Genomic DNA, 19,702 nt, shown 5'->3' on the forward strand with positions numbered 1-19,702 from the left:
CTCATCGCGAGCAAGCTCGCTCCCACAGGGATTGCGCTGAACCCTGTGGGAGCGAGCTTGCTCGCGATGAGGCAACACAAATCTTTGCTCTAACTACCGCTCTCCGTCCGCCGGCTGCTCACCTCAGCCGGCACATCATCCCCGGCCATGCGTTTACGAAACAGCGCCGCCCGGGCCAACAGCAAGGTGGTCACCGGCACGGTAATCGCCAGCAGGATCGGAATCAGCCAGGCGTGCAATACCGGCGCGGACTTGAGCGCCGAAAAATAGATGATCGAAGCCAGCGCCACGCACCAGGTCCCGAGCGTCGAGGCCAGGGCCGGTGGGTGCATGCGCTGGAAGTAGTCCTTCATGCGCAGCAGGCCCGTGGCGCCGATCAAGGCAAACAGACTGCCGAGCACCAGCAGGATCGCCACCGGGATCTCCACCCACAACGACAATGGCGTATTCATTCGATCACCTCACCACGCAGCAGGAATTTCGCCAGGGCGAACGAGCCGACGAAACCGAACAGGGCGATCAGCAGCGCCGCCTCGAAGTAGGTGTCACTGGCATAACGTATACCCAGCGCCAGCATCATCAGCATCGCGACGATGTACAGGTAGTCCAGCGCCAGAACCCGATCCTGGGCCGACGGCCCCTTGAACAGGCGGATCAGGGTCAGGATCATCGCCAGGGAAAAGAAGAACAGGCTCAGCAGGATCGCGTTCGACAGCAAGGGGCTCATTCGAAGATCTCCATCAGCGGACGTTCGTAGGTCGCCTTGAAGTGCTGGATGAACAGCGCCTCATCGTCCAGGTCGAAGACGTGCAACAGCAGAATGCTGCGGTCCAGCGCCAGCTCCGACCAGACTGTACCGGGCACCACCGTGGTGATCATCGACAGCGCGGCCAGGCCGTTGGCGTCACGCAAATCCAGCGGCACCTTGATGAATTGCGAGCGAGGCGGGCGGCGACCGGCATTGAGCACGCTCCAGGCCACGGCGAGGTTGGACACCAGCACATCGCGCCCGACCACCAGGATCAGGCGCAGGATTACCCAGGGACGACGGATGCGCACCGGCAGCGGACGCAGCCTGCGCATCATCAATGGCGCACAGAATCCCAGCGCGGCACCCAGCAGCAGGTTGCCGGGGCTGATCGACAGGTTCAGCAACAGCCACAGCAGCCACAGGGCCAGCGATAGCAGCGGTGCCGGAAACAGGCGCTTCATGGCTGCACCTCCTGCGGGGCCGCTACGGCCGACGGGTTCGGTACGACACGTGTGTCGAGCACCGCCATCACGTATTGCTGGGGGTTGTACAGGGCATCGGCGGCGGCCTGGGTGTAGCGCAGCAGCGGATCGGCCTTGAAGGTCAGCGCAATGCTCAGGCCCAGCAGGGCGAAGATCGGTACGCATTCAAGGCGTCGCAACAGGGGCGATGGTCGTTCCGCAGGCGTCCAGAAACGCTGGATGCCCAGGCGCGAGAACGCGATCAGCGATGCCAGCCCAGACACGATCAACAACACCAACAGGCCCCACGCGGCGTTGGAAACCGGTGTGTCGCCGCTGTTGCCCAGGCCTAGCGGATTGAGCAGGGCGCCGATCAACCCGAGTTTGCCGATAAAGCCGGAGAGCGGCGGCATGCCGATGATCAGCAAGGCGCAGGCGATGAAGCTCAGGCCGAGAAACGCCATGGTCCAGGGAATCACCTGGCCGACCACGGCTTTCTGGTCGTCGTCGAGGTTGGTGCCTTTGGGCGGATACAGGGATTCCAGTGGCCGCGGCAGCAGTTCGGCTTCATCTTCGAGCAGGACTTCGTTGGCCGAGCGCGAGCGCTCGATCAGCTCGGCCAGCAGGAACAGGGCGCTCAACGCCAGGGTCGAGCTGAACAGATAGAACAGCGCAGCGCCGACCAGGTTCGGCTGGGCGAAGCCGATGGTCGACAACAGAATGCCCGCCGACACCAGGATGCTCAGGCTGGCCATGCGCTCCAGGCGTTGCGCGGCGAGGATCGCAATGGCAGCGCAGACGATGGTCGCCATCCCGCCGTAGATCAGCCAGTCGCCGCCAAAGAACGCCGATGCCCCGGCCTGGGCGGAGAACAGCAGCGTCCACAGGCGCAGCAAGGTGTACACGCCGACCTTGGTCATGATCGCGAACATCGCCGCCACCGGCGCGCTGGCCGAGGAGTAGGCCGGCACCAGCCAGAAGTTCAGCGGCCACATGCCGGCCTTGGCCAGGAACGCGATGGCCAGGATCCCCGCGCCAGCGTGTAGCAAACCGCGATCAGCTTCGGACACCAGCGGGATTTTCACCGCCAGGTCGGCCATGTTCAGCGTGCCGGTGACCCCATAGATCAGCGCCGCGCCAATCAGGAACAGCGACGAGGCCAGCAGGTTGATCGAGATGTAGTGCAGCCCCGACGACACCCGCGCCCGGCCCGAACCGTGGAGCATCAAGCCATAGGACGCGGCCAGCAGCACCTCGAAGAACACGAACAGGTTGAACAGGTCCGCGGTGAGGAACGCGCCGTAAAGGCCCATCAACTGGATCTGGAACAGCGCGTGAAAACTCGAACCGGCGCTGTCCCAGCGGGCCATGGCGAACAGCAGGGCACTGACGCCGATGATGCCGGTCAGCACCAGCATCAGCGCTGACAGGCGGTCGACCACCAATACCAGGCCGAACGGCACTTGCCAGTTGCTCGGCAGGTACACACCGATGGAGCCGGGCACGCCGGTGGTCTGTGTCCATTGCAACAACGCCACGGCAATGCCCAGCCCGAGCAGGCTGGAGAACAGATTGATCCTGGCCTTGAGCGGCCGGTGCTTCTCGCCGAGCATCAGCATGATCGCGGCGGTCAGCAGCGGCAGCAGAATGGGTGCGACGATCAGGTGAGTCATCGCCATCATTCTTTGGGCTCCCGGCCATCCACATGGTCGGTGCCGGTCAGGCCCCGGGAAGCCAGCAGCACCACCAGGAACAGCGCGGTCATGGCAAAGCTGATGACGATCGCCGTCAACACCAGTGCCTGCGGCAGCGGGTCGGTGTAGTGCAGCAGGTCCTGCGGCACGCCGTCCTTGATGATCGGTTCCTTGCCGATGAACAGGCTGCCCATGCTGAAGATGAACAGATTGACCCCGTAGGACAGCAGGCACAGGCCCATGACCACCTGGAACGTCCGTGGGCGCAGGATCAGCCAGACGCCGGACGCGGCCAGTACGCCGATGGCGATTGCGATGACTTCTTCCATCAGACGGCTCCTTTGGCGGCAACGGATCTGGGCTGGGCGGCGGTTTTGTGGCCGCGCACCGATTGGTGGGCGAGGGCGGTGAGGATCAACAGGGTCGAGCCGACCACCACGCCGTACACACCGATGTCGAAGAACAGCGCGCTGGCCAGGTGAATGTCACCCAGCAGCGGCAACGAGAAATGCCAGGTGTGGGTGGTCAGGAACGGATAGCCGACGACCATCGCGCCCAGGCCCGTGGTCGTGGCAATCATCAGTCCCGTGCCCATCCAGCGCAGTGGTCGCAGGCTCATTTGCGCCTCGACCCACTGCGTGCCGGCGACCATGTATTGCAGGATGAACGCCACCGACATCACCAGCCCGGCGACAAAACCGCCGCCCGGTTGATTGTGCCCGCGCATGAACAGGTAGAACGAGACCACCAGCGCCACCGGCAACAGCAGGCGCACCAGCACCGCCGGCACCATCATGAAACCGAGCGCGGTGTCGCTGGCGTGACGCGGGTTGACCAGGTCGGTCACCACATCCGGCGCGAGCAGGCGTTGCTGGGCCGGCAGTTGCAGGCTTTCTTTCGGCGGACGGAAGCGACGCAGCAGGGCGTACACGGTCAGCGCCACGGCCACCAGCACGGTGATTTCACCGAGGGTGTCGAAACCACGGAAGTCCACCAGCATCACGTTGACCACGTTGCTGCCGCCGCCTTCGGGCAAGGCGCGACTGAGATAGAACGAGGAAATATCGTTGGGGGTCTGGCGCGTCAGCATGGCGTAGGCCAGCAACGCCATGCCGACACCGACCGAGGTCGACAGCAGCAAGTCGCGGATACGCCGCACTCGCGCCCGGCGCAGGCTGCCCGGCAACGGCGAGACCTCCTCGATCCGTCGTGGCAGCCAGCGCAGGCCCAGCAGGATCAGCACCGTGGTCACCACTTCGACCGCCAGTTGGGTCAGGGCCAGGTCCGGCGCGGAAAACCAGACAAAGGTGACGCAGGTCATCAGGCCGCAGACGCTGACCATGGTCAGGGCCGCGAGACGGTGGTACTTGGCCTGATAGGCCGCGCCAAGGGCGCAGGCGATGGCCAGCAACCACAAGGTGACGAAGACGATCGACCCCGGGATTTTCGGCCGGTCACCCCAGTGAAGGCTGCTGTGGAGCATGGGAATCAACCCGGCCAGTACGGCGGCGAGCACCACCAGGAACAACTGCATTTGCAGGCGCCTGGTGCCAATCCGGGGCTCCAGGCGACGGGCCAGGCGCATGATGGCGACCAGCGTGTATTCGAACAGGTGCTTGCCGTCCAGGCGACCGATGACGGGCGGACGATCGAAACGTCCGCGCTTGAATTGATTGCGCAGCAGCAGATAGAGCAGGGTGCCGCAGGACAATGCGATCAGGCTCATGATCATCGGTGCGTTCAGGCCGTGCCAGATGGCCAGGCTGTACTCGGGCAGCGTGCCGCCGACCACCGGTTGCGCCGCCGCCGCGAGCAGCGGGCCGACTATCTGGGCCGGGAAAATTCCCACCAGCAGGCAGGCGAACACCAGCAACTCGACCGGCGCGCGCATCCAGCGTGGTGGCTCGTGGGGTGTGTGTGGCAGGTCGGTCGCGGGCGGGCCGAAAAACACGTCCACGGTGAAACGCAGGGAGTAAGCCACGCTGAAGGTACCGGCAATGGTTGCCACGATCGGCAAGCTCAGTTCGATCCAGCGCGTGGCATTGATGAACACGGTTTCGGCGAAGAACATTTCCTTGGACAGGAAGCCATTGAGCAACGGCACGCCGGCCATCGAGGCGCTGGCGACCATGGCCAGGGTGGCGGTAAACGGCATCAGCTTGTAGAGGCCGCTGAGTTTGCGGATATCGCGGGTACCGCTTTCGTGGTCGATGATGCCGGCGGCCATGAACAACGAGGCCTTGAAAGTCGCATGGTTGAGGATGTGGAACACCGCGGCGACGGCGGCCAGCGGGCTGTTCAAGCCAAGCAACAGAGTGATCAGGCCCAGGTGGCTGATGGTCGAGTAGGCCAGCAATCCCTTGAGGTCGTTCTGGAACATCGCGCAATACGCCCCGAGCAGCAGGGTGCAGGCGCCGGCGCCACTGACGATGTAGAACCATTCTTCACTGCCCGATAGCGAGGGCCATAGCCGCGCGAGCAGGAAAACCCCGGCCTTGACCATGGTCGCCGAGTGCAGGTACGCCGACACGGGCGTCGGCGCTGCCATGGCGTGGGGCAGCCAGAAATGGAAGGGGAACTGGGCGCTTTTGCTCAAGGCGCCGATCAGGATCAGGGGTAATAGAATCGGGTAGAGGGCATGGGCGCGAATCAGGTCGCCGGCGGCCAGGACCTTGTTCAGGTCATAGCTGCCAACCACATGGCCGAGCAGCATGACCCCCGCCAGCAGGCACAAACCGCCCGCACCGGTCACCATCAGTGCCATGTAGGCGCCGCGCCGGGCATCGGCGCGATGGTGCCAGTAGCCAATCAACAGGAACGAGAAGAGGCTGGTCAGCTCCCAGAAAAACACGATCTGGATCAGGTTGCCGGAGATCACCAGCCCGAGCATGGCGCCCATGAAGGCCAGGAAAAACGCGAAGAATCGCGGCACCGGATCGTTCGGCGACATGTAGTAGCGCGCGTACAGCGAAACCAGGGTGCCGATGCCCAGCACCAGCATGGAGAACAGCCAGGCGAAACCGTCCATGCGCAGGACGAAGTTCAGGCCCAGGCTGGGCAGCCATGAAAACTCTTCGCGAATGACGCCGCCATCGGCGATCTGCGGGTACAGGAAGGCGACCTGAACGGTGCCGATCAGGGCGATCAGGCCAGCCAGCAGGGATTCGGCGTTACGGGCATTGTGCGGCAACACGGCCGCCAAACAGCTGCCTATGAAAGGCAGAAGCAGTAGAACTATCAGGGACATAGGCTTCTAATCTGCGGAAGTTTGTGAAGCATCATACGTGCCAGCTCCCGGATCACCAAACGCCAAGCTGTCGCAGAATCCTACACGGTAGACGGAAACGCCCTGATTCACATTGTTTCAGAGAGAGGTCGGGGAGCCAGTTCCGGCCTCTCGCGAGCAAGCTCGCTCCCACAGGGTATGAAGGTGTACACACAATCTTGTGTTCAACCCAAGACACTGTGGGAGCGAGCTTGCTCGCGATGGCGGCCTATCTGGCAATGCAAAGTTTGCGACTTATCACTGTGTTTCCCGCTCCAGCTCTTCCTCAGCCGGCGCAGCCTTAGCCTTGGTCTTCAACTCACTGACAATCACCGCCACCACAATCAACCCGGCCCCGACCAGGGCAATCGCCGGCAAGCGCTCCCCGGCAATGCGCCCGACAATCCCGGCCCATACCGGCTCACCGGCATAGATCAGCGTGGCGCGGGTCGGTGACACGCTTTTCTGTGCCCAGTTCATGGCCACCTGAATCGCCGCGCTCGCCGCCCCGAGCCCCAGCGCGCTGCACAACAGCAACCAGGAGAAGTCCGGAATCGTCTCGTTGGTCGGCACCACCATCAGGAACGACAGCACCGAAGTGACCGCCAGTTGCACCACCGTCACCCGGCGCACATCGACCTGGCCGGCATAGGTGCTGATCAGGATGATCTCGGCCGCAATGGCCACGGCGCTGATCAAGGTGGCGATTTCACCGGGGCTGAAATTGAACGACGCACCTGACGGCCCGGACAGCAGCATCAACCCGGTAAAGGCCAGCATGATGCCGATGCTCGGCATCAAACCCGGGCGCCGCCCCAGCACCAGCCATTGCAGCAACGGCACAAACGGGACGTACAGCGCGGTAATGAATGCCGATTGGCTGCTGGGAATGCTCTGCAACCCGACCGTCTGCAAGCAGTAGCCGAGCATGATCGCCACGCCGATAAACGACCCGGCCTTGAGTTCGAACAGGGTCAGGTCGCGCAGGTGACGCCAGGAAAACAGGGCGACGATGCTCGCGGCGGCGGCAAAGCGCAGGCCGACGAAAAACATCGGGCCGCTGACGGTCATCGCATGCTGTACCAGCAGGAAGGTACCGCCCCAGACCATCGTGATCAGTACCAGCACGCATTCGGCCTTGCTGAACCTTGTAAAACGGGAGGAAGCCTTTGGGGAATTCACCGACGTCATGACCTTGCACGCTACTGGAGGGGGACGCACAATGCGTCGAATGTTGCGCAGTATACTGCCCAACCCCACTCAGTGAGCAATATAGTGCACAAAGATTCTACCCAGCGGGCTTCGGTCCTCCAGCACGTCAGTCAAAACGTCCGTCGTTTACGTCATGCCGCCGACCTGAGCCAGACCGCGCTGGCCGAAAAGTCCGGTGTCAGCCGTCGAATGCTGGTGGCGATCGAGGCAGGGGAAAAGAACGTCAGCCTGACCACCCTCGACCGGGTGGCCGAAGCCCTGGACGTTGCCTTCAGTGATTTGATCCAGGCCCCCGACGCCCGCGATCCCAGCCGTATCAATGAGCTGGCCTGGACCGGCACGATCCCCGGCAGCAGGGCGGTGTTGCTTTCCAAGGCCCAGGCCAGCCGCGAAGTCGAGCAGTGGGAATGGTGCCTGCAACCGGGCGAGGTGTATCCGTCGGAGCCGGACGCCGATGGCTGGAGCGAGCAGATTTATGTCTTCGAAGGGTGCCTGACCGTTATGCTCGGCGACCAGCCACAGCATATCGCGGCGGGTGAATTCTTTATGTTTGCCAGCAACCAGCCACACTGTTATCGCAACGACGGGGTGGTAGCGGCGAAGTTTGTACGTAATGTGGTGATCTGAACAGGGAGTGCATGGATGGGCCAGACCTTGAACAATGACGCCGACATCCTGATTGTCGGTGGCGGCCTCAGTGGCGCGATGTTGGCGGCGCAGTTGATGCGTTTGCCGGGCCGGCGCCGGGTGCTGGTGATCGAGCCCCGGGCCGGGTTGGGGCGGGGTGAAGCCTATAGCGCGGTGGAACTGGGTCATACGCTCAACGGCAATGCGGCGCGGATGAGTGTTGACCCGGACAACGCCGACGACCTGACCCAATGGCTGACCGAGTACATCAAGGCGGGCGGCTGGCCGGAATCGGATCAGCAGCATGTGCCGATCAGCGAGTTGTTTCCGCCTCGGGGCGTTTTCGGCCTGTACGCCCGGCAGCGCCTGGCAGAAGCGCAGGCGGAGGGCGCCTTGGTCGGTTCGACGGTCGAGCATGTGCAGGCCGAAGTGGTCGATTTGCAAATCGATGCAGACGCCGTGCGCTTGACCTTGAGCGACGGCCGATGCTTGCAGGGCGCTTTTGCGGTGCTGGCCACCGGGATGTTTCCCGCCGCGCGCACCCCGCAAACCCGGTCCAGCGGCTTGAACGCAGCAGCCCTCGATCCGTGGGATGTGGCGGCCATGCGGCAACTCGATCCGCAAGCGACGGTCATGATCATCGGCTCGGGCCTGACCATGGTCGATGCTGTGGTGTCGCTGGAACAGGCCGGGCATCGTGGGCCGATCGAAGTGTTTTCCCGCCATGGGCTGCTGCCCCATGTGCGTCGCCAGCCACCGGCCTGGGTGGATTTTCTCGCGCAGGATCAGAGCATCCGCACACCTCGCCAGTTGATGCGCGAACTGCGTCGGCACTGCCGGGACGCCATCGCCCAAGGTATCGACTGGCAGGCGCCGCTGGACACGGTGCGGGCACACATCGGCCGCTTGTGGCATCAGGCGACCGACGTGCAGCGTCGGCAGTTCGTGCGGCATGTGCGGCCGTGGTGGGAAAGCCATCATCACCGCTCGCCACCCTTGAGTGCCGAGCTGGTTGAGCGCTTGTATAAAGAAGGGCGGTTACGTATTCACGCAGCCTCTTACCAGGGCCTCGAGCCATCGCTGAATGGCGAGGTGAGTATTCGCCTTCGACGGCGGGGAGAGGCGCAGACCTGTGTGGTCAGCGGTGTCGCCCTGATCAACTCCAGCGGTATCGAATACGACTGGCGCCGGGTCGCGCGACCGCTGCCCCGGCAACTGCTCGCCCGAGGCCTGGTCCGGCCCGGGCCGCTGGCCTTGGGCATCGCCGCAGAGGTCGATGGTGCGGTTCTGAACGCCGAGGGTCAGCCCGCCAGCCGGTTGTTTGCCATGGGTCCGCCGTTGCGCGGTATGTGGTGGGAAAGTACCGCCGTCACCGATGTGGCGAGCCAGGCCAAGGCGTTGGCCGAGCGGCTGTCGATCAGGTTGGGGGTCTGAGTACATATCCGTTGCTGCGGTAACGGCGGCTTATGGTTTCGCCCTTACGGCGAGTCCCTTTTGTCAAACGACACAAAAGGAACCAAAAAGTCTCGCCCCTTACGTACGGCCCCTCGCTGAGGCTCGGGGTTCCTTCGCTCCGGCATTCCTCCGGGGGCATCGCCCTCCGGTTGGCTTCGCTGGCACCTACATGCGATGTGTTCGACTGCGTCGAACGGCGCTGCGCGCCAATCCCCGGATAAACACCTCCACTCAGCCTGCCGAGGGGGCGGGTGGATCAAGATCAAAAGCTGCAGGCGAGCTAACGCTCGGCCTGATGAGTGGTGAAGAGCGTTTGTGTACGCCGATCTGCTTTTGCTCTTCTGTGGGAGCGAGCTTGCTCGCGATGGCGGCCTGCCAGCCGACCGAAATCTTTCAGATGTACTGAATACCTGTGGGAGTGAGCCTGGTCCGGGCACCGCTCCAGTGATGGCAGCCAGACCACCGCTGGATTGCTTCCATCAATGCACCCGGCAAAAAACCGTGGCCCCCACCCGAGGCCGCGGTTTTCCATAGGGTTGAAACCGGCTCCATCAACCTGCGTGGCTAATGGGGCGCGGGCTCAGTTGGCGATCACCGGCACCGTGCGCACGGAGCCTTGGGACGAGGTGATCGTGGCGGTCGGGTTCGTCGACGGAACGACCGTGGTGGTGTTGTTCACGGTCAACCGCCAGCGTCCATTCGCCGGTACGGCGGTGGTGCCCAGGGTGACCAGCCCGGTCGGAGTGGTGACCTTGATGGTGATGGTGTTGCCGGTGGTCACCGATGAGGTGCCGGCAAAGTCCCAGGTGAAGCGGTTGTTGGAGCGGGCTCTCACCGTTGCGGTGGTCACGGCGAAGGTTTCCGCAGCAGGCCGTGGCGCGACCTGCACCGTGACCGTGGCTGGCGACGTCGATTGGGCGCCGAAACTGTCCCGGGCAAAGTAGGTGAAGGTCGTGGTGAAGGCCGTGGTGACGGTGGCCGGTGGGGTGTAGGTGAGCACCGTGCCGTTTCTGCTGACGGTGCCGCGACCTGCCAGCGGTTGAGTGAAGTCGGCGACGGCTAGCGGCACATTGCCTTCTGGATCGGTGTCGTTGGCCAGCACGTTGATTGGAATCGCCACACCCAGTGTCGTGACGGCATCGGCGACGGCCACCGGAGGCCGGTTAGGTGCCACGGTCATGCTCACGGTTGCCGCTGTCGTCGAGGCCAGGCCTTTGACGTCCTGGGCCTTGTAAGTGAAGGTCGTGGTCAACGGCGCGTTGACGACAGCAGGAGGGGTGTAGACCACCGCCGTAGTGCCGCTCAATGCCACCGTGCCCTGGCTGGCGGCCGGTTGGGTCAGCGCGGTAATGCTCAGCGGCGTATTGCCGTCCGGGTCCCTGTCGTTGGCCAGCAGGTTGAGGGTGATCGGCACGCCGAAGCTGGTGCTGCCGGTATCGGCGACGGAGATCGGTGCCTGGTTCGCGCCGGTGTCCGGTGCAGTGCCGACGACTACGACCGGCTCGATGTCACTGCCGCCGGCAGCGGATTTGACCGTCACGGTTGCAGGGGGTTGGGTCAAGTCAGCCACCGTCAGGCGTTGCAGGATTCCGGTTTTCGATAGCCGCCCGTAACCCTGGGCGACCATGTCCGGTACCACCACTTCGTCTGTGGAAGTGGCCTCGATCAGCAGGCTGTGGTTGCTCCAGCTGTAACGGGCGGTCTGGATTTTCACCACGTCCGAGAGCTTGCTCGACACCGCAGTCGGGCGGGTGGTCCCGGCGGGGTTGGTGGCGGTGACCACCACGACCGGCGGCACCGTTGCGTTGGCCAGCAGATTCTGGGCGAAGTACACGCCATTGTTATCGCTCACCATGCTGGTCTGGCAAGGTGACACAGGCGGGCCGGGGACCAGGGCGATGCTTTCGCGAAAGCACAGGGTCGAACCGTTGGCGGCTTTGGCAAACACTTCGACCCGGGTGGTGTTGCCGCCCGTGCCGGCTATGCGGCGGTAAGTGGCACGGGTCATGTCCACCGCGGTCTGCGCGCGGTTGTCGAGCACCTTGCCGGACAGGGTGAAGAGGTTGGTCTGGATGGTCCCGGCCGGACCCTGGATGCGCACGAAGTTGGTGTTGTTGGGGCTGCCGGTCACCGCTTCGGTGAGGTTGGGGTCGCCGACGAAGGTTTCGATGGCGCCGGTGTCCGGGTTCACCTCGGTGTAGGGACCGTTGACGCTGCGCAGGAACGGCCCGATCGCACCGTTGACCGCACCGCTGAAAACCCCCGGCGCACCGATGCCGACGTCCCTGGTGATGTTGATCGCCCGGCGCCCGGTGGTGGTGACGTTGACCGTTTCCACGCCATAGGGGTGGGTAATGGTGTAGGTCCCGGCAACGGGAATGTTCACCCGCAGACGAATCCGCGCGAAGCTGATCTGGTCGCCATCGAGCGGGTTGCCACCGGCAAATGCAGCCTCGATCCCGGCGACATAGACGTCCATGCCATAGCCGGCGGTGTTGTTGGGGATGCTGGTCTCGGCAAGGAACCAGAAGGCTTCGTCTGGCCAGTTATCCGGGAACACCATTGGCAGGGTGTCGTCGAAAATGCCCGGTGTCGGCAGCAGGGTGCACATGTAGGCCGGTGGCACGCTGGCTGCCACCCGCGAACTGGCGGCGCGGGACTGGCACAGCTCCATCGACAGTTGATTGTTGTCCTGATACCAGATCGGGAATTTCCCGGTGGCAAAGGTGTAAGGACCGGGATCGACGGCGGCGAGTTGCGCGAAAGCACTGCCGGTCAGCGATAGAGTCAGTCCCAGGGCGTTGAGCGCCAGGCGTGGCCATTTGTTCATGATGCCTCCTGATGAGGATCCGGGCATGTGGGCGTTCATTGCACGATGACCACTTCTTCGGTATCGCTGCCGCCATTGGCGGACGACACACGAACCTGGGCTGGCGGAATCGGCGAGATGCCGGTGGCCAGGCTTTTCACGGCGCCGTCACCACTCAGGGCGCCGATGGCGATACCGGTGCCGGAGGTGGCGGTGAGCACCGGTGGCGACGTTTCATCGCTGGTCGAAGCCACGATGGTGATTTGCCCGGTGCTCAGGCTGTACTCGGCGCGTGAGATCGTCACCAGGTCGGTCAACGGCATGGGCAATATGGTCGGCGCGCTGCTGGCGATGGCCAGGTGGTTGTCGGCGGTCACCTGCAAGGTGCTCGGCAACGTCGGATTGTTCGGCGACTGTGCATACCAGTGGCCGGTGGTATTGGCTTCGGTGAAGTTCAGCAGCGGATTGTTGCTGTCCAGGGTCACGGTGGCGGGTGGCGGCGGGGCCATCACGAACACGTCCTGCTGGGCCACCGGGGCGCTGGTGCCGGCCTGTCGCGAGTAGGTGCTGCGCTCGGCGATCACCGGGGTCGGACGGACCACCTTCGACAACTTGCCGGAAACAGCGAAGAGGTTGGTGCGCAAGTCCAGGCCATTGGGGCCCTCGATGCGCACGTAGTTGGTGTTGAACGGGCTGCCGGTGACGGCTTCGGTGAGGTTCGGATCGCCGACGAATTGTTCGGCCTGGCCCGTGCTCGGGTTGGTCTCGGTGTAGGGGCCATTGACACTGCGCAGGAACGGCCCGACGTCGCCCTTGAGCGCGCCGTTGTAGGTTTTTGGCGCGCCGATGCCAATGTCCCGAGTCATGTTGATCGCCCGACGGCCGGGAGTCTCGACGTTGAACACTTCGACGCCGTAAGGGTGGGTGATGACATAAGTGCCGGCGGTGGGCACGTCGATGCGAACACGGATCCGGGCGAAGCTGATCTGGTCGCCCTCCAATGGATCCCCACCACTGAAGGCTGCTTCGAGCGCCGAGACATAGGTCAGGTCGATGCCTCGGGCGGCATCGACGATAGTTGTTTCGCCTGTTGCCCAGAACGCTTCGTCGGGGAAATTGGTCGGGAAGACCAACGGTTGCGTGTCATCGAAAATGCCGGGATTAGGGATCAGCGAGCACATGTAAGTCGGGGCGCCCGGCGCACTGGAAACCCTGGAACTGACAGCCTTTGATAAACACAGGTCAAGGGTTCGGCCGTGGCTGTCTTGATACCAGGCGGCGAAATTGCCATTGGCTGGCAGGTAGGGGCCGGGGTCTACGGCAAACAGCGCGGCCTGGGCAATACCTTGGGCTAGAGCAGTCACAACCAGGGCGGACGCGGTTTTGCACAGTAACGGGTGCATGAGTGTTCCCTCTGTCGAAGTACCTGCCCCTTGGGGATGGGGCAGTTGGCAGGGAGTTCGGCAACTTCCATACCAATCGGCGAAAACGCCCGTGAGACGCCCGCAGTAAAGGTGTTGGCGCGGTCGCAGGCGGCAGGCCGGGAAGTTATGGCACGGGCAGCTATCCCCGACTTTGGGGGTGACGGGGTCGCGGGGCGGGTGGGGTATCGCAGTCCCCAGGCTCGGCCAAACGGCCATGGCTGGGCTATAAACCTATAGGGGGTTTCCGGGAACCGTGTCCATGACCACAATCGCCAAAGTACTTGCGACCGACAGCGAAGTTCGCTTGAACACGCGCAAGGAGCCCTTCAATCTGCTGCGCTGGTTTTCACTGGTCAGCATGCTGGTGATCGGCACGGTGGCGGTGGCGCTGGGGGCGGTATCCACGCGCTTCGTGATTACCGAAAGCGTGCAACGCGATGCGCTATTGACCTCACAATTCATTCAGGCGATTGCCTCGGCCGAGGTGCACCATGTGTCGATTCCCAACGTCAGGACCATGGGCGAGTTGCTCGACCCACGAAAAGACATGGACTTTCCTGACGTCGACCCACTGTCCCGTGTCAGTGCCCGTGGTGAATTCCTCGACCATATCGCAAACTTGCCGGACGTGATTCTGGTCAACATCTACGCCCCCGACCGCATGGTGATCTGGTCGACCAACCCGGTCTTGATGGGCATTACGATCCATGGCAATGAAGACCTCGATCGGGCATTCAACTCGAAAATTTCCGTGTCGACCGCTTACCACGGTGTGGATAGATCCCGCATGGAGCAGAAGTTCCTGGAACCACCCAAATACGCCTTCATCGAAAACTACATTCCCTTGTTCGACGCCGATGGCAGCACCGTCACGGCGATGGTCGAAATCTACAAGGAACCCCAGGACCTGATCAACCGCATGGAGCGCGGCCTGGTGCTGATCTGGCTGGCAACCGCCCTGGGCGGCGGTCTCATTTACCTGGGGCTGTACTGGATCGTGCGGCGGGCGGCGATCCTGCTGGCGACGCAGCAGAAGCAATTGATCACCAACGAAACCTTTGTGGCTCTGGGGGAGGTGTCCTCGGCGGTCGCCCACAGTCTGCGCAATCCGTTGGCGAACATCCGTTCAAGCGCCGAGCTGGCGATAGAGTTCGACAGCGGTCCGGCACACGGGAACATCAACGACATCATTGGTCAGGTCGATCGCATGTCGAAATGGGTACGGGAGTTGCTCCAGTCCCTGCGACCGCTCAATGACGAGGCCGAACCTGTGAACCTGGTGGCGGCCCTGCATGACAGCCTGATGGCTTACGAGCATCAGATCAACAAGGCCAAGGTCAACGTGGTGTTCGAGCCGGACCAGACGCCCATGGTGCTGAGCCAGCACGTACAACTGACCCAGCTCCTCAGCAGCCTGCTGTCCAATGCGGTGGAAGCCATGGACGGCGGCGGCACCCTGACCATCCAGATCGAACCGCGCGATGCCCAGCACGTCAGTGTGAGGGTGAGCGATACCGGCAAAGGCATGAGCGAAGAAGAGCGCACTATGGCCTTCCGGCCGTTCTTCACCACCAAACAGGGCGGGCTGGGGGTCGGGCTGGTGCTGGTCGAGCGGATCATGGAGCGATTTGGCGGTGCGGTGACCCTCGACAGCAGTGAAGGCGAGGGCACCACTGTGCGCCTGTCCTTTGTTCTGGCCCCCTGAAAACGGGGATGATCTACCCCCAATAACGGGTATTAATCCCCGGTCATTTGCCCGGTCGTTGCACATTGATTTTGATAAATCACTGTTTTGTCGAGTGTTAGTACGTTTTTATAAAAAAACACATGATTGGCGAGGTCCTTGCAAAACCACCATAACCCCCCTTCACCACATCGAGGCGGCTGGTGATGGAAAAAAAAGAGATGCATTCACCACGCTCGCGAGCCCTGGGCATGCACCTGGTGCTGATGCTGGTGACCGGTTTGCTGGCCAGCCAGTTGCTGGTCGCCAGCCAGCCGACGTCGACGCCTGCACCTGCTCCGGCATCCACTGCCGAACCCGCTGTCGTTGAAGCCGTCACCCCGTGGGGTGCAGACTATTTCCCCAACACCCTGCTGACCGACCAAGACGGACAACAGCTGCGTTTTTTCGATGACTTGATCAAAGACAAGGTGGTGGTGATCAACTTCATCTTCACCTCGTGCAGTGACTCCTGCCCCCTGGAAACCGCGCGCATGCGCCAGGTGCAGAAACTGCTGGGGGATCGGGTCGGCAAGGACATCTTCTTCTACTCCATCAGCATCGACCCCTTGAGTGATACCCCCGAGGTGCTCAAGGCCTATGCGCAACGCTTCCAGGTCGGGCCCGGGTGGAAATTCCTCACCGGGGAATTCGCCGACGTCACCGACCTGCGCAAAAAACTGGGGCTGTTCATCGAAGGCGTCGATAACGGGCGCAACAAGGACCACAACCTGAGCCTGATCGTCGGCAACCAGGCAACGGGCCGCTGGATGAAAGCCTCGCCGTTCGAAAACCCGTGGATTCTGGCCGACCAACTGGCCAATACCCTGCATAACTGGAAACAGCCCAGTGTGGAGGAAAGCTACGTCGACGCCCCCGAAATCCGTCCGCCGAGCAATGGCGAAGAGCTGTTTCGCACCCGCTGCGCGTCTTGCCACAGCCTCGGTCCGCTGGACGGGCAGGGCATCGGCCTGCGCAGCATCGGCCCGGACCTGATCGGCGTGACCTATCAGCGCGATCCGGCCTGGCTCAACCGCTGGATCCGCGAACCTGACCGCATGCTCGCGGAAAAGGACCCGATCGCGATGGAACTGTTCGAGCGCTACAACAGGATCTCGATGCCCAACTTGCGACTGGATGCGCGTTCCGCCCAGTCCCTCATCGATTTCCTGAAAGAAGAAACCGACCGTCAACATCCGCCAGCGGCGCCATTGGCCAGTGGTAACGAAGAGCCTGAACAACATCATTCGGTCGCGCACCCCGAGACACCCCGGGTGCAATAGTGTCAAAAAAATTACGCGGGCCAGTCGGTGGCTATCAATGCCACCTACACTGATCCTGAAAGCGGCTGAACAGGCTCGATTTCAAGCATCCAGGACACAGCCATGCAGATACTCGAACAACAAAAAGTAGCTGCGCCGCAGACCCCGGCAGGACAACGCAAGGGTTGGCGGCCGCAGTTCAATTTGCTGCGCTGGTTCTCCCTGGCAAGCTTTCTGATCATCGCTGTGGTGGCGCTGGGGCTGGGTTACATCTCCACGCGCTTTGTTGTCGATGAAAGTATCGAGCGCGATTCGATGCTGACCGCGCAGTTCATCCAGTCCATTGGCGAGGCCGAAATCCGGCATGCCGGCATTGCCCCGGGGCGAACCATGGGTGAAATGCTCGACCCGCGCATGGACGATGCCTACCCCGACGTCAACCCCGTATCCCGGGCCGCCGCGCGCGTTGAGTTTCTTGACCATGTGAAGCATCTGCCGGACATCCTGCTGGCGACGGTGTACTCCCTGGACCGCACCGTGGTCTGGTCGACCAACCCCGAGTTGATCGGCGTGCGTATCGAAGGCGACTTTGAGCTGGACGAATCCTTCGAAATGAAATCGCCGGTGTCCACCAGTTACCACGAAATCGATGAGGAGCGTCCCGAGCAGCGCTTGCTGCGCGAACCGGAGTACCTGTTCGTCGAGAACTATATTCCGATGTTCAACGCCGACAGAAGCAAAGTGATTGCCATGGTGGAAATCTACAAGGAGCCGGTGGATCTGGTGGCGCGTATCCAGCGTGGCTTCAAGGCAATCTGGCTGGCCACGCTGATCGGTGGGGCAGCCATTTACCTGGGGCTGTTCTGGATCGTGCGACGCGCGGCGACGCTGTTGCAGAGCCAGCAGAAACAACTGATCGCCAACGAGACCTTTGTCGCCCTTGGCGAGATGTCCTCGGCGGTCGCCCACAGCTTGCGCAACCCGCTGGCCAATATCCGTTCCAGCGCCGAACTGGCCCAGGACATCGCCAGCCAGACCGCACAGAAAAACATCGGCGATATCATCAGTCAGGTCGACCGCATGTCGCGCTGGGTCCGTGAATTGCTGGTGTCGTTGCGGCCGATGAATGACGACTGTGAAACGGTCGACCTGGTGCTGGCTCTCGAAGACACCCTGAGTGCCTTTGAGTCCCTGATCAAGCGTTCGGACGTTGAAGTGCGTTTCTCCCCTGTCAGCGTGCCACCGGTCGTCAGCCAGCAGGTGCTGCTCACGCAAATACTCAATAGCCTGTTTGCTAATGCACTGGAAGCCATGCCCAAGGGTGGCGTGCTGACGATCGAGATCGATTCCTCGGTGTCCGGCGACGTGAGAATGACATTGACCGACACCGGCAAGGGCATGTCCAAACAACAGCAGCAAATGGTCTTCAAGCCGTTTTTTACCACCAAACAAGGTGGGTTGGGTGTGGGCCTGGCCCTGGTCAAACGAATAATGGAGCGTTTTGACGGCTCGGTCGAACTGACCAGCCGGGAGCAGGAAGGAACCCGTGTTTGTCTCAATTTCAAAGTGGCAACGGGAGGGGTATATGGAGCACAGCATTCTGCTGGTCGAGGATGACGAAATCCTCGCCGAGAATATTCAGACTTACCTGGAGCGCAAGGACTTCGAGGTGACCGTCTGCCACTCGGCTGAAGATGCACTGGAGCAATTGGGTTCTTTCGCGCCTGACGTGGTACTGACCGACAACTCGTTGCCGGGCATGAGTGGTCACGACCTGATCCAGAAGCTGCGCATCAGCGCGCCGGATCTGAAAGTGATCATGATGACCGGCTACGGCAATGTCGAAGACGCCGTGGTGGCGATGAAAGAGGGCGCCTTTCACTACGTCACCAAACCGGTGGCCCTGCCAGAGCTCAAGTTGCTGCTGGACAAGGCCCTGGCCACCGACCGCATGGAGCGTACGCTGTCGTTTTACCAGGAGCGCGAGGCCCAGAAGTCGGGAGTGCAGGCTCTGATTGGCGAGTCGGCACCGATGGCGTACCTCAAGGGCACCATCACCCAGTTGCTCGACGCCGAACGGCGCATGGCCAACAGCGATCTGCCGCCGGTGCTGGTGGAAGGCGAGACGGGCACCGGCAAGGAACTGGTGGCCCGGGCCTTGCACTTCGATGGCCCGCGCGCCAAAGGCCCATTCATTGAATTCAACTGTGCTTCGATCCCGTCCAATCTGGTGGAGTCGGAACTGTTCGGCCACGAGAAGGGCGCCTTCACCGACGCTAAGGATCGTCGCATGGGGCTGGTGGAAGCGGCCGATGGCGGCACGCTGTTCCTCGATGAAATCGGTGAGATGGACTTGCTGCTGCAAGCCAAGCTGCTGAAACTACTGGAAGACCGGACCATTCGCCGGGTCGGTTCAGTGAAGGAGCGCAAGGTCGACCTGAGGGTGATCAGCGCCACCAACTGCAATCTCGAACAGATGGTCCAGCAAGGCAAATTCCGTCGTGACCTGTTCTTCCGCCTGCGCATCATTTCCATCAAGGTGCCGCGACTGTATACCCGTGGCGCCGATATCCTGCTGCTGGCCCGGCACTTCCTGGGGCTACATGGCAAACGCTACGGCAAGCCGAACCTGCATTTCAGCAACCAGGCCGAAGAATTGCTGCTCAGCTATAGCTGGCCGGGCAACGTGCGCGAATTGCGCAACATGCTGGAGCAAACCGTGTTGCTGGCGCAAAGCGACACTATCGCCGCCCATCAGTTGAACGTCTGCCTGAGCCTGATGGATGAGCCACCGATGTTTCATCACGAGCCGTCACACTTCAGCGAACCGCGTCCGTCCTTCAGCGGCAGCGACTCCATGAACCTGCCGGAAGTGGAGCGCGACATGGTGCGCAAGATGCTCGACAAGACCGACTGGAACGTCACCAAATCGGCCCGCCTGCTGGGTCTGAGCCGTGACATGTTGCGCTACCGGATCGAAAAACTCGGCCTCGCCCGTCCGGACAAGCGCCAGTGGTAA

The 19,702-nt window shown here is 62.3% G+C and carries 15 protein-coding genes; 6 read left to right on the plus strand and 9 right to left on the minus strand.

The features are described 5' to 3' along the window. Positions 1–89: 89 nt before the first annotated feature. The 7 genes from AC1RS8_RS09555 to AC1RS8_RS09585 all read right to left on the minus strand — a co-directional run bounded on the left by AC1RS8_RS09555 (position 90) and on the right by AC1RS8_RS09585 (position 7,362). On the minus strand, positions 90–452 hold the full coding sequence (locus AC1RS8_RS09555; protein WP_090456437.1) for a Na+/H+ antiporter subunit G: 363 nt from the start codon (positions 450–452) through the stop codon (positions 90–92). Next, the gene (locus AC1RS8_RS09560; RefSeq protein ID WP_007986253.1) at positions 449–727 is read right to left on the minus strand and encodes a K+/H+ antiporter subunit F; all 279 of its coding nucleotides are present in this window, start codon (positions 725–727) and stop codon (positions 449–451) included. The genes AC1RS8_RS09555 and AC1RS8_RS09560 overlap by 4 nt, the downstream gene beginning before the upstream one ends. Then, positions 724–1,212: a Na+/H+ antiporter subunit E gene (locus tag AC1RS8_RS09565; RefSeq protein WP_154910597.1), complete on the minus strand. Its 489-nt coding sequence runs from the start codon at positions 1,210–1,212 to the stop codon at positions 724–726. The genes AC1RS8_RS09560 and AC1RS8_RS09565 overlap by 4 nt, the downstream gene beginning before the upstream one ends. Next, entirely contained in the window at positions 1,209–2,894 is a 1,686-nt protein-coding gene (locus AC1RS8_RS09570; protein ID WP_154947660.1) for a monovalent cation/H+ antiporter subunit D, read from the minus strand. Before AC1RS8_RS09570 ends, AC1RS8_RS09565 begins: the two co-directional genes overlap by 4 nt. After that, entirely contained in the window at positions 2,891–3,235 is a 345-nt protein-coding gene (locus tag AC1RS8_RS09575; RefSeq protein WP_007986256.1) for a Na+/H+ antiporter subunit C, read from the minus strand. The genes AC1RS8_RS09570 and AC1RS8_RS09575 overlap by 4 nt, the downstream gene beginning before the upstream one ends. Further along, on the minus strand, positions 3,235–6,153 hold the full coding sequence (locus AC1RS8_RS09580) for a monovalent cation/H+ antiporter subunit A (RefSeq protein WP_489338769.1): 2,919 nt from the start codon (positions 6,151–6,153) through the stop codon (positions 3,235–3,237). Before AC1RS8_RS09580 ends, AC1RS8_RS09575 begins: the two co-directional genes overlap by 1 nt. A gap of 276 nt (positions 6,154–6,429) precedes the next feature. After that, a complete protein-coding gene (locus tag AC1RS8_RS09585; RefSeq protein ID WP_489338768.1) occupies positions 6,430–7,362 on the minus strand; it encodes a DMT family transporter in 933 nt (310 codons plus the stop codon). A gap of 84 nt (positions 7,363–7,446) precedes the next feature. Between AC1RS8_RS09585 and AC1RS8_RS09590 the strand changes: the two genes are divergently transcribed. Further along, positions 7,447–8,010 (plus strand): helix-turn-helix domain-containing protein, encoded by a 564-nt coding sequence (locus AC1RS8_RS09590; RefSeq protein ID WP_090456428.1) that lies wholly within the window; start codon positions 7,447–7,449, stop codon positions 8,008–8,010. A 15-nt stretch (positions 8,011–8,025) separates the two neighbouring features. After that, positions 8,026–9,444, plus strand: a complete 1,419-nt coding sequence (locus AC1RS8_RS09595) for an FAD/NAD(P)-binding protein (RefSeq protein WP_489338767.1) — start codon at positions 8,026–8,028, stop codon at positions 9,442–9,444. A gap of 601 nt (positions 9,445–10,045) precedes the next feature. On the opposite strand, the gene AC1RS8_RS09600 is transcribed toward AC1RS8_RS09595, so the two are convergent. Then, complete coding sequence (locus AC1RS8_RS09600) at positions 10,046–12,295, minus strand: Ig-like domain-containing protein (protein ID WP_489338766.1); 2,250 nt, start codon at positions 12,293–12,295, stop codon at positions 10,046–10,048. 35 nt (positions 12,296–12,330) lie between these two features. Then, on the minus strand, positions 12,331–13,677 hold the full coding sequence (locus AC1RS8_RS09605) for a hypothetical protein (RefSeq protein ID WP_493162528.1): 1,347 nt from the start codon (positions 13,675–13,677) through the stop codon (positions 12,331–12,333). A 280-nt stretch (positions 13,678–13,957) separates the two neighbouring features. Here AC1RS8_RS09605 and AC1RS8_RS09610 point away from each other — a divergent pair, with 280 nt between their 5' ends. From AC1RS8_RS09610 to AC1RS8_RS09625, 4 genes are all read left to right on the plus strand, one after another. Beyond that, positions 13,958–15,403, plus strand: coding sequence for a sensor histidine kinase (locus AC1RS8_RS09610; protein ID WP_349736961.1), 1,446 nt, complete (start codon positions 13,958–13,960; stop codon positions 15,401–15,403). Between the two features lie 200 nt (positions 15,404–15,603). Next, the gene (locus AC1RS8_RS09615; RefSeq protein WP_407516523.1) at positions 15,604–16,704 is read left to right on the plus strand and encodes an SCO family protein; all 1,101 of its coding nucleotides are present in this window, start codon (positions 15,604–15,606) and stop codon (positions 16,702–16,704) included. Between the two features lie 102 nt (positions 16,705–16,806). Beyond that, positions 16,807–18,300, plus strand: a complete 1,494-nt coding sequence (locus AC1RS8_RS09620) for a sensor histidine kinase (protein ID WP_489338764.1) — start codon at positions 16,807–16,809, stop codon at positions 18,298–18,300. Continuing rightward, positions 18,269–19,702 (plus strand): sigma-54-dependent transcriptional regulator, encoded by a 1,434-nt coding sequence (locus tag AC1RS8_RS09625; protein WP_090456413.1) that lies wholly within the window; start codon positions 18,269–18,271, stop codon positions 19,700–19,702. Before AC1RS8_RS09620 ends, AC1RS8_RS09625 begins: the two co-directional genes overlap by 32 nt.

Source organism: Pseudomonas sp. GW821-FHT12A04 (assembly GCF_058807755.1).

What these genes read in the sequence shown, in the direction of transcription:
- AC1RS8_RS09600 (WP_489338766.1), bottom strand. Translation starts at nt 12,295, where the DNA reads ATGAACAAATGGCCACGCCTGGCGCTCAACGCCCTGGGACTGACTCTA.
- AC1RS8_RS09615 (WP_407516523.1), top strand. Translation starts at nt 15,604, where the DNA reads ATGCATTCACCACGCTCGCGAGCCCTGGGCATGCACCTGGTGCTGATG.
- AC1RS8_RS09575 (WP_007986256.1), bottom strand. Translation starts at nt 3,235, where the DNA reads ATGGAAGAAGTCATCGCAATCGCCATCGGCGTACTGGCCGCGTCCGGC.
- AC1RS8_RS09610 (WP_349736961.1), top strand. Translation starts at nt 13,958, where the DNA reads ATGACCACAATCGCCAAAGTACTTGCGACCGACAGCGAAGTTCGCTTG.
- AC1RS8_RS09585 (WP_489338768.1), bottom strand. Translation starts at nt 7,362, where the DNA reads ATGACGTCGGTGAATTCCCCAAAGGCTTCCTCCCGTTTTACAAGGTTC.
- AC1RS8_RS09595 (WP_489338767.1), top strand. Translation starts at nt 8,026, where the DNA reads ATGGGCCAGACCTTGAACAATGACGCCGACATCCTGATTGTCGGTGGC.
- AC1RS8_RS09625 (WP_090456413.1), top strand. Translation starts at nt 18,269, where the DNA reads ATGGAGCACAGCATTCTGCTGGTCGAGGATGACGAAATCCTCGCCGAG.
- AC1RS8_RS09560 (WP_007986253.1), bottom strand. Translation starts at nt 727, where the DNA reads ATGAGCCCCTTGCTGTCGAACGCGATCCTGCTGAGCCTGTTCTTCTTT.
- AC1RS8_RS09605 (WP_493162528.1), bottom strand. Translation starts at nt 13,677, where the DNA reads ATGCACCCGTTACTGTGCAAAACCGCGTCCGCCCTGGTTGTGACTGCT.
- AC1RS8_RS09565 (WP_154910597.1), bottom strand. Translation starts at nt 1,212, where the DNA reads ATGAAGCGCCTGTTTCCGGCACCGCTGCTATCGCTGGCCCTGTGGCTG.
- AC1RS8_RS09620 (WP_489338764.1), top strand. Translation starts at nt 16,807, where the DNA reads ATGCAGATACTCGAACAACAAAAAGTAGCTGCGCCGCAGACCCCGGCA.
- AC1RS8_RS09570 (WP_154947660.1), bottom strand. Translation starts at nt 2,894, where the DNA reads ATGATGGCGATGACTCACCTGATCGTCGCACCCATTCTGCTGCCGCTG.
- AC1RS8_RS09580 (WP_489338769.1), bottom strand. Translation starts at nt 6,153, where the DNA reads ATGTCCCTGATAGTTCTACTGCTTCTGCCTTTCATAGGCAGCTGTTTG.
- AC1RS8_RS09555 (WP_090456437.1), bottom strand. Translation starts at nt 452, where the DNA reads ATGAATACGCCATTGTCGTTGTGGGTGGAGATCCCGGTGGCGATCCTG.